This window comes from Bradyrhizobium macuxiense (genome assembly GCF_001542415.1).
Classification (GTDB): Bacteria; Pseudomonadota; Alphaproteobacteria; order Rhizobiales; family Xanthobacteraceae; genus Bradyrhizobium; species Bradyrhizobium macuxiense.
In genome coordinates, this window is record NZ_LNCU01000074.1 from 34,007 (window position 1) to 42,400 (window position 8,394).

An 8,394-nucleotide genomic window follows, 5' to 3' on the forward strand; every position below is an offset into this window, starting at 1 on the left:
GGATTGCTTCGCTTCGCTCGCAATGACGGTGGAGCTTACGTTGGCCCGTCCGGCTTCCGCTTATTCAGATGATACGTCAGCGCCAGCGCCACGCAGTGGCGCAGCGCCGCCTCCGGGAGCTTGTCGGCGACATCGAGCAGGATCGCGCGATTGCCGCGGTAGCTGAGCTCGGGATAGAGCTCGCGGAAGGTCTCGACCAGATTGGTCTGGCAATGGAAGTAAACCGCGACCTGGTCCGCGGTCGGCTTCACCTGGTCGATGCGAACGGTGCTGCCGCTTCCCGTCTCGGCCGTCAGGTAGCTCAGCTGGCCCCATTTCAATGTCTCTTCCAGCGCGCCGACACCCTTGGTCGCCTTCGCCGTGTCGAAGATCAGCCGGCGCAGCGCCAATAGCTTTGTCTTGACGGGGGCAGGGTAAGCGTCGAACAGCGCATCTGCCGCCTTCGCTTCCGGTCGTCGTGCCTTGCTGGTCGATGTTGCCGGCTTGCGCATGGTGGGCTCCGCGAGGAGGACGCATGGCGTCTCTCTACCACAACGCCTTGAACCTCACATAGAGCGCCATCTGACCACGATTGTCAGTCCGCCGGCCCGTTCCGCGCTGGGCATGATTTGAAGCGCTGCGCCGCCGGTCAGGCGGCGTTGCGCAGTCCGGCGAGGAACGTGTCCACGCTATGCGACAGCGCTGAAGCGTGATCGCCGAGCTGGCTGGAGGTATCGAGCACGTTGCCGGTGAGGGCGCGCGATTGACCTGCGGCTTCGCTCGCGCCCGCGACGTTGGCGGAAACTTCGCCGGTCCCCGCGGACGCCTGCTGCACGCTGCGGGCGATCTCACGCGTCGCCGAGTCCTGCTGCTCGACAGCCGCGGCAATCGCGGTGGCGATGCCCGAGATCTCGCGGATGGTGCCGCTGATGTCGCCGATCGCGCTGACGCAGTTGTCCGTGGCTTGCTGGATCGCGCCGACCTGGCCCGCGATCTCCTCGGTGGCCTTCGCGGTCTGGCTCGCCAGTTCCTTCACCTCGGCGGCGACCACGGCGAAGCCGCGGCCGGCGTCGCCGGCGCGTGCCGCCTCGATGGTGGCGTTGAGCGCCAGCAGATTGGTCTGGCTGGCGATCGCGCTGATCAGGCGCAGCACGTCGCCGATCTTCTCGGCGGATGCGGCGAGGCCAGTCACCATCTCGGTGGTCTCCCTGGCCTTGACCACGGCGTTTTCCGCCACGTGGCTGGAATGGGTGACCTGGCGGCCGATCTCGGTGATCGAGGACGCCAGTTCCTCGGTCGCCGCGGCGACCGCGTTGACGCTGGCCGACGCCTCCTCGGAGGCCGCGGCTGCGGCCGTGGTCCGCTCGGAGGCGCCGTTGACGCTGGTCGTGATCTCGTTGGCGACCCGTTGCATGTCGTTCGACGACCGCGCGACCGCGGCGACCATGCCCCTGACGTCGGATTCGAAACGGTCCGCCATCTGCCGCTGCAGCGCCTGCTTCTCGACCTCCGCCTTCGCCTTGTCGGCCTCCTGCGCCTCGCGCAACGAGGTGGTTTCGATCATGCTGCGACGGAATACGTCGACCGCCTTCGCCATGGTGCCGAGCTCGTCGCGCCGGTCGCTGCCGGGAATCGTGACGCCGGTGTCACCGCTCGAGAGGCGATTCATCACCGCCGTGATCGCGGCCAGCGGCCGGGACAGCCCGCGGCCGAGCAGGAAGGCGAGCAATACGGCCGCGGCCAGGATCGCAACCGTGCCGAGGATCAGATTGCGCTGCGCGCTCGACGCCGCGGCTTCGTAGTCGGTGGTGTCCTTGATGAACTCGAGCACGGCGACCGGCTGGCCGGCATAGTTCCTGATCTGCCCGAGATAGAGCTCGACCGCATGGCCGTTGAGCGTTGCGTCGCGCAGCAGCGGCTCACCGTTCATCACGCGCTTGAGCTCGTCCTGGGTCGCGACCACCGTGTCGCCGAAGGTCGAAGACAGCCGCCGGAAGCTCTGGCCGTCGAAAGAATGCACGGCAAGATCGATGCCGAAGCGCTTCTTGGCGCGGTCGACGAACTCCTTGCCGAAGGCGGCGCCAATGTCCACATTGGCCAGCGTCTTGCCGTCGTGCATGATCGGGGTCATGCCGAAGATCGAAAGCGCCTCGCGGCCGGGCTCGACGCCGACGATCGGCTTGCCGGCCTTGATCGATTCCACCACCGTGGTGCGCCGCGTGGAGGCGTCGTCGCCGAAGACTTTCGGCGCGTGCACCCGGTAGAAGCTCGTTGCCGGGGCCTGCCAGAACGAGATCAGCGGGATGCCTTGCGCCTTCATTGCGGCCCAAGGGGCGCCGAGCAGCTTTCCGAGGCCCTCGCGGTCACCTTTGGCGATAGCATCCTCGACCGGCGGCAACGCCGCGATGACCGCAGAGACCGCAAGCGCGGCACGGCCTTCATAATCGATCGCCGCAATCACGCTGTCATATTGCAGCTTGAGCTGCTGATCGAGCGCGAGCCGCGTCAGCGCGCGCTGCTGGCTGATGGAGAAGCCGCCGAGGATGGCGCAGGCGACCGCAACGGTCAGTGAAATCGCCAGGATCAGGCGGGCGGCAATCGATTGAAGCGTGAACATGGGACCAGCGGGACTCCAGGCATTAGCGCCGTCCGCACACTCTCAGAAAAAGCTTAACAACCGCATGTTGTGCCGCCGGTATTCGCACCGCAATCGTGGCCGCCGGTGCTACTTTGGTACCATGCGGCTAAATCGAGATGAGGTTTGGTTGCATCAGTCGGACCGCAGACGCGCTTCGCCTCTTCCGCTTGCGGGCAGGGCGATCGCATATGACGCTGGGAAGCTTGGCGCGGACGCCGCCACAATCGTCGTGGCCGGGCTTGTNCCATCCACGTCTTTCTCTCGCGGAAACCAAGACGTGGATGCCCGGCCCAAGCCCGGGCATGACGAGTTTGTGGAGCGATCGAGCCCAGATGCGATAGCCCTCTCCCGCAAGCGGGAGAGGGAGCGAAGCGTCCCCACGGTCGTTTGGGCGTGTACTCATAAACGCCAACGGTCCCATGTCCGCTTCCGGAGAATTAGCGGACATCGTAAATCCACTTAGAAATCGGTCGAGAATGACCGAAGCGGGCACTGAGCCGCGGCATCGACGGCCGCGCGCGATGAAGGTTCAGTCCTGCGGACGAAGGGCCGCTTCGGCGCGCTGCATCATCCGCCGCCATCGCTCGCTTGTCGGCCCGCCCATAATTAGGAAGTAGCGGACGATCGCGATCGGCAGCCAGGTCTCCATCGTTTGCCTCAGCGCCGCGACCGGCTTGCCGGACAGCCGCGCGTATTCGGATTGCGCGGCCGCATTGACCGCAAGCGGCCGCTGCGGATTGTCGGTGACATCGAGGGCGAACTCGGTCAGGCTGATGTGAGTGAGCCCATGATCGAGGGCCGCAGGCGCGCGGATCGAAAAGGTCCAGTCGATCAGCCGCGGACCGTCCGCCGTCATGATCACGTTGTTGGGGTGGATGTCGCCGTGGCACAGCCCGTCCCCCGGCTGCTGCAGGCGGTCGATCAGCGCGAGGATGCCCGAGGCGATGTGCTTGGGCACGATGTCGCCCGAGCGCCTGAAGGCGGTGTCCATCCAGCGGCGCAGATAGAAGGCCTCCGGCGGCGGCGGCATCCTGTGAACCGACAGGCCGAGGGACGCAAGGATCGCGCCCGCTTGGGCAAACGTCACGCCGCCGCTGCGCGTGAGCTGCAGCAGTGTCGGTCCGTTGAGGCGGCCGAGCACGATGCCGAAGCGTCCGTCGAGCGTCACCTCGCCGAACACCTCCGGCGCAGGCACGCCGGCGGCGAAGACTGCCTGGGTCATCCGCGCCTCTTGCTGGCCGAGCCGCGGCGGGAAACCTTCCTTGAACAGTTTTACGACCTGACCTGGCGCCCAGGCGTGGATGTCCGCCGTGCCGCCCTGGTTGATCTTCTCCCCAAGGGATCCCTGCATCGCCGGTCCTCCCACCGGTTGCGACCAAACACCGACGGCGGGCAAAAGAGAACGCTCCCGCAATCTTGGCTGCCAGCCACGATCGTGGCTTGTCCCCGGCCGCAGCGTTTGCCAGAATCGCGACGCGACGCGCGGTTTCAAGTCCGGTTCTGGCCCTTCGCGTCATTTGGCTGCGCTGCAGAATTTGGTCGCTATCGAGGCATAGCGGACTCTGGCAAGCAGTGCGCTGGCAGATTTACGGGTCCACTGCCTAGATCAGACACCCGCTTGCAAATCCCGGTCCCGTTGGCGGGGTAGTCTGGGGTCACGGGACCGGGGATGTCAGGTGGGCGTATGAGGTCGTCTCCGCGACCTGGAATCAACCGTGCCTCTGAGATTCGGGCGCGACAGTGACACTCCGAAGGCGACCAGACTCGCGATTGGCGAGAGCTACGCTGAGCGCTGCGGGCCGTCCGTTCGTCAATTTCGCTGCATCCGTCGACAATGACCCCGAAGCTGACACCAGCCGATTTGAACATATAGGCCGGAAGTATGCGTTTCCGCGATTAGAAGCGTCAAACCAGGCAATTGAAACGCATGGCTTGATATCACGGAATTGATGTAGGTTCTTGCACATTGCGGTTGCGGAGTTGGAAATGCCAGTCAAGCCGCCGCCACTTATGGTAAGAGATCTTGCACGGGCTCGTGAAATCGCGCGTTCGTGGAAGCCTCTGGACCAGCTCTCTCCGGCCGACGTCGAGATAGTCGTAAGAGCAATTGCTCAGGGCATTGCGGAGGGACGCAGGTATGGTCTGGAGATTTGGGCAGGCATGCCTCAACCTATGGCGCATGAATGACGTGATCACGCTGGCGTCGACGTTGATCGGGACGCGGCCTTACCAGTGCCGCACCACGGCGTAGGATGTGGTCGCGTCATGGCACGATCTCGCCGCTGGCCAACTGCTCGGCCTCGGCCCTCTTCACTGTGCGCGCCTCGGACGCGCGCGTGCTTTCGACGCCATAGTTCTGGCATTGTCAGTCGCGCAACGCAGGTTCATCCATGCGTTAATTCGGATCGCGGGTAGTAAGCAGCGGCCGGGGAAACGCGCATCACGGGCCACGACAACGCGATTGCAACCTGGCGGTCCAGCACCGCTCGGCGAAGCGCGTACGGCGCCCAAAGCGAACATTTGGGTGGCAGGCAAAGTACGCTGGCTCGGTCGAGAACGACCTAAAGCCGCCGTTGCGCGCTCAGCAGATGCCCGCTAGCATTTAGCCTCGTTCCATAGCCGTGCAGCCGCATGGGGGGCATTTCAAATGACTTCATTTGTCCTGGTCCACGGTGCCTGGGGTGGCGCACACGGCTTTAGACATGTGCGTCGATTGCTCCGTTCGGAACACCACGACGTATCAACGCCTAGCCTGACCGGTGTTGGCGAACGCGTACACCTCTCCAGTCCACAGGTCGGCCTCGGTACTCACATCCACGACGTGGTCAACCATGTATTGTACGAGGATCTCAACGAGATCGTTCTGCTAGGGTTTTCATACGGCGGTTTTGTCATCACAGGCGCGTTGGAGCACATCGCAGAACGCGTTTCGCACCTTGTCTTTCTGGATGCATTGGTCCCCAAGAATGGGGAGACGGTTTTCTCGCATGTTGGAGGCGCGGCCCGCACAAAGATCGAGCTTGGTCAGAACTGGCTCTCAACAAGTCCTGTACGTGAATACGACAGCCCTGCGGAAGCGGAGTGGATGGGTGCGCGCGTAACGACTCATCCAATGGGAACGCTCACAGAACCCGTTTTCCTTTCACAGCCGCTGGAGTCGTTTCCGTTCGCCAGAACCTACATCAAGGCGACACAGGATAAGCCGGGAAGCGATGCCGGCTACGAGGCCCGCTGGCAAGCGGCCCGGCACGCGAAGGCGTCACCAGCTTGGCATTACCACGAGATTGCTACCAATCATATGGTCGCAATCAACAGGCCCGAAGAGTTAGCCCGGATACTCGCAGATATCGCTTAGCCGCAAGCTAACCGATGTCGCGTCTGGCCTAGAACCGACATGCGGTGGTCACCCGGCAATGTCCGGTTTTAGAGGGCAGAGCCGACATGGCGGATCTGTGCGTACGCGCTCCCCCGAGACATCTTGCAAAGAAATGACTAACCACGTTGCCACATGCATGCGCGACGGCATGGGAAGGTCAATCAACCAATGATAGCGTGCGCTTCATTGAATCAACCAGAGGAACTGCCGTGACCGGAATAACCAAGCCTCGCTCTTGGTTTCTGTCAGTTGCTTTGTGGATCGCACTCGTCGGAGCTCTCGTCGTTTGCTTTACGCTCATCAACAAAGCAGGCGGTGGTTCGCCGTCCTGGGTAGTTGGTCTGATCGTCTCCTGGCTACCGTTCGTCGTGCTGGTGGGCGTCTGGGTGTGGCTCTCGCGCAGGCATTGGCGCGGATCGTCCGGGACGAGCTGGGTCGATCTCTGTGAGCGGCAGGTCGTCGAAACCCAGCGTACGAACGCCCTATTGGAGAGGATCGCGGCGGCTCTGGAAAAGCACTCTGCGAGCTAGCTCGAACACTGGAGCGTCGCGGAGAAGTGGTATGCGCTCAGGGATTTCAGCGCGTGTTTGGCTGGTTGCCTTGGTATTCGCGACAGCTGCTGCTGTCAGCCGGCCAGCGGCAGCCGACGACCGACAGGAGTGTCTGAACGGATCGAAGGAAACTGCTGCCGCGACCATCACGGCCTGTACACGCGCGATCCAAAGCGGAGACTACAACGACCGGGACCTGTCCGAGTTGTATCATCACCGTGGCTATGCTTGGTCATGGACAAGCTTCACCGATCGCGTCGACCGCGCCTTCAAAGACTACTCCGAGGCGATCCGGATCGACCCAAAAGCTGTCGGCTCGCTGCTCAATCGGTCGCATATCTACAACCAACAGCACGACTACGACCGAGCGATCGCGGACGCCACCCAGGCGTTCGACGGCGGTCTGTCGGACTATGGAAAGCGGGTCGGATATGGCGAGCGCGGCTACGCTTATCAGGCCAAAGGCGACAACGACCGTGCCATCGCGGACTATACCGACGGTATCCGGCTGGATGCGAACAACAAGGTAGCGCTCACCGCCCGCGGCAACGCCTATCTGGCCAAAGGCGATCCTGGTCGTGCCGCCGCCGACTACGACCGGGTGATCGCACTCGATCCGAAATATGCCATCGCCTACTATAATCGCTCCCTTGCACACAGGGCGAAAGGTGACCTCGATCGCGTCATCGCTGACTGCAGTGAGGCGATCGCGCTCTATCCGAACTATCGGGACGCCTATTACAACCGCGGCTACGCCTATCAAGCCAAGGGCGACCTCGACCGTGCTATCGCCGACTACAATCACATGATCGCGCTCGATCCGAACGACAGGGATGCCCATGACAGTCGCGCCTCTGCGTACCTCACCAAGGGCGATTTCCGCCGTTTCTTCGCGGACTTCGGTCTAGGGCAGGTGCTAACCTGTCTCGCTACCATTGTCTTTTTGGCGGTGGGGGTATGGCTTTGTTACCGAACAGGAAAATATGCGAGCGCGCAGTGGTCTGGCCGGACGGCGATTGAGATCTGCGAACGAGGGGTCGTCGAAATGCAGCGCAAGAACGCTGTCCTGGAGAGGATCGCGGTGGCGCTAGAGAAGCATTCCTTGGGTTAGCTCGGTTGAATGGTAAGCATCCGGTGAGGACCGCGGTCACTCAGGCTGCCTGATTGACTTGCTTGTTTCGGTCTCGCCAATTCCAGGGCAGCAGTTCGTCAAGCCTTTGGGCTGGATGTGCAGCGATGCGGGCCAGGACGTCGGCGAGCCAGGCTTGTGGATCCACCTCGTTCATTTTGGCCGTGACGATCATGCTGTACATCACCGCGGCACGGTCACCACCGCGGTCGGAGCCGCAAAACAGCCAAGACTTCCGACCGAGGGCGATGCCGCGCAGGGCTCGTTCGGCGGCGTTGTTGGACAGGCAGATGCGGCCGTCGTCGAGGAAGCGGGTGAACGCGCCCCAGCGCTTGAGCATGTAGTCCATCGCCTTGGCGACATCATTGCGCCGTGAGAGCTTGGCGCGCTGCTCACGCATCCAGGCTTCCAGAGCGGCGACCAGCGGCGCGCTGAGCTCCTGGCGGACGGCCCGGCGCCGTTCGGGCGTTTCGCCGTTGATGCCCCGCTCGATCTCGAACAAGGCGTCGATCCGGCGGACTGCTTCCAGCGCCAGAGGCGAGATCACCGCCGGCTTTTTGCCCTGCACTTTGCGGCGCGCATTCTCGGCCAGATCAGCCATCACGAAGAACGGCCGTCGGGCATGGACCCAGCACGCGGCTTCCAGAATCGGACCTGCGTTGCGGCCCGGGTCGTAAAGCCTGCCATAGCCACCATAGGCATCGGCCTGGAAGATGCCGCT

General features: G+C 63.1%; 6 protein-coding genes. 2 read left to right on the forward strand and 4 right to left on the reverse strand.

Annotated elements, in window-relative coordinates:
- Window positions 1-35: 35 nt before the first annotated feature.
- From AS156_RS22120 to AS156_RS22130, 3 genes are all read right to left on the reverse strand, one after another.
- Window positions 36-491 carry a DUF1801 domain-containing protein gene (locus AS156_RS22120; RefSeq protein ID WP_066508677.1) on the reverse strand — a complete coding sequence of 152 codons (456 nt, stop codon included), beginning with the start codon at window positions 489-491 and terminating at the stop codon, window positions 36-38.
- 137 nt (window positions 492-628) lie between these two features.
- A complete protein-coding gene (locus tag AS156_RS22125; protein ID WP_066508679.1) occupies window positions 629-2,596 on the reverse strand; it encodes a methyl-accepting chemotaxis protein in 1,968 nt (655 codons plus the stop codon).
- Between the two features lie 550 nt (window positions 2,597-3,146).
- Window positions 3,147-3,968, reverse strand: a complete 822-nt coding sequence (locus AS156_RS22130; protein ID WP_066508680.1) for a phosphotransferase — start codon at window positions 3,966-3,968, stop codon at window positions 3,147-3,149.
- A 1,296-nt stretch (window positions 3,969-5,264) separates the two neighbouring features.
- Between AS156_RS22130 and AS156_RS22135 the strand changes: the two genes are divergently transcribed.
- Entirely contained in the window at window positions 5,265-5,972 is a 708-nt protein-coding gene (locus AS156_RS22135) for an alpha/beta fold hydrolase (RefSeq protein WP_066508681.1), read from the forward strand.
- Window positions 5,973-6,554: 582 nt separating this feature from the next.
- The gene (locus tag AS156_RS22145) at window positions 6,555-7,655 is read left to right on the forward strand and encodes a tetratricopeptide repeat protein (RefSeq protein ID WP_082747672.1); all 1,101 of its coding nucleotides are present in this window, start codon (window positions 6,555-6,557) and stop codon (window positions 7,653-7,655) included.
- 40 nt (window positions 7,656-7,695) lie between these two features.
- Here the strand turns inward: AS156_RS22145 and tnpC are convergent.
- Window positions 7,696-8,394, reverse strand: a 699-nt coding sequence (gene tnpC / locus AS156_RS22150) for an IS66 family transposase (protein ID WP_136626368.1), incomplete at its 5' end; no start/stop codon positions are given.

Bases quoted from the DNA above. Each gene is read 5' to 3' on its own strand.
- AS156_RS22135 (WP_066508681.1), top strand. From the start codon at position 5,265: ATGACTTCATTTGTCCTGGTCCACGGTGCCTGGGGTGGCGCACACGGC.
- AS156_RS22145 (WP_082747672.1), top strand. From the start codon at position 6,555: ATGCGCTCAGGGATTTCAGCGCGTGTTTGGCTGGTTGCCTTGGTATTC.
- AS156_RS22125 (WP_066508679.1), bottom strand. From the start codon at position 2,596: ATGTTCACGCTTCAATCGATTGCCGCCCGCCTGATCCTGGCGATTTCA.
- AS156_RS22130 (WP_066508680.1), bottom strand. From the start codon at position 3,968: ATGCAGGGATCCCTTGGGGAGAAGATCAACCAGGGCGGCACGGCGGAC.
- AS156_RS22120 (WP_066508677.1), bottom strand. From the start codon at position 491: ATGCGCAAGCCGGCAACATCGACCAGCAAGGCACGACGACCGGAAGCG.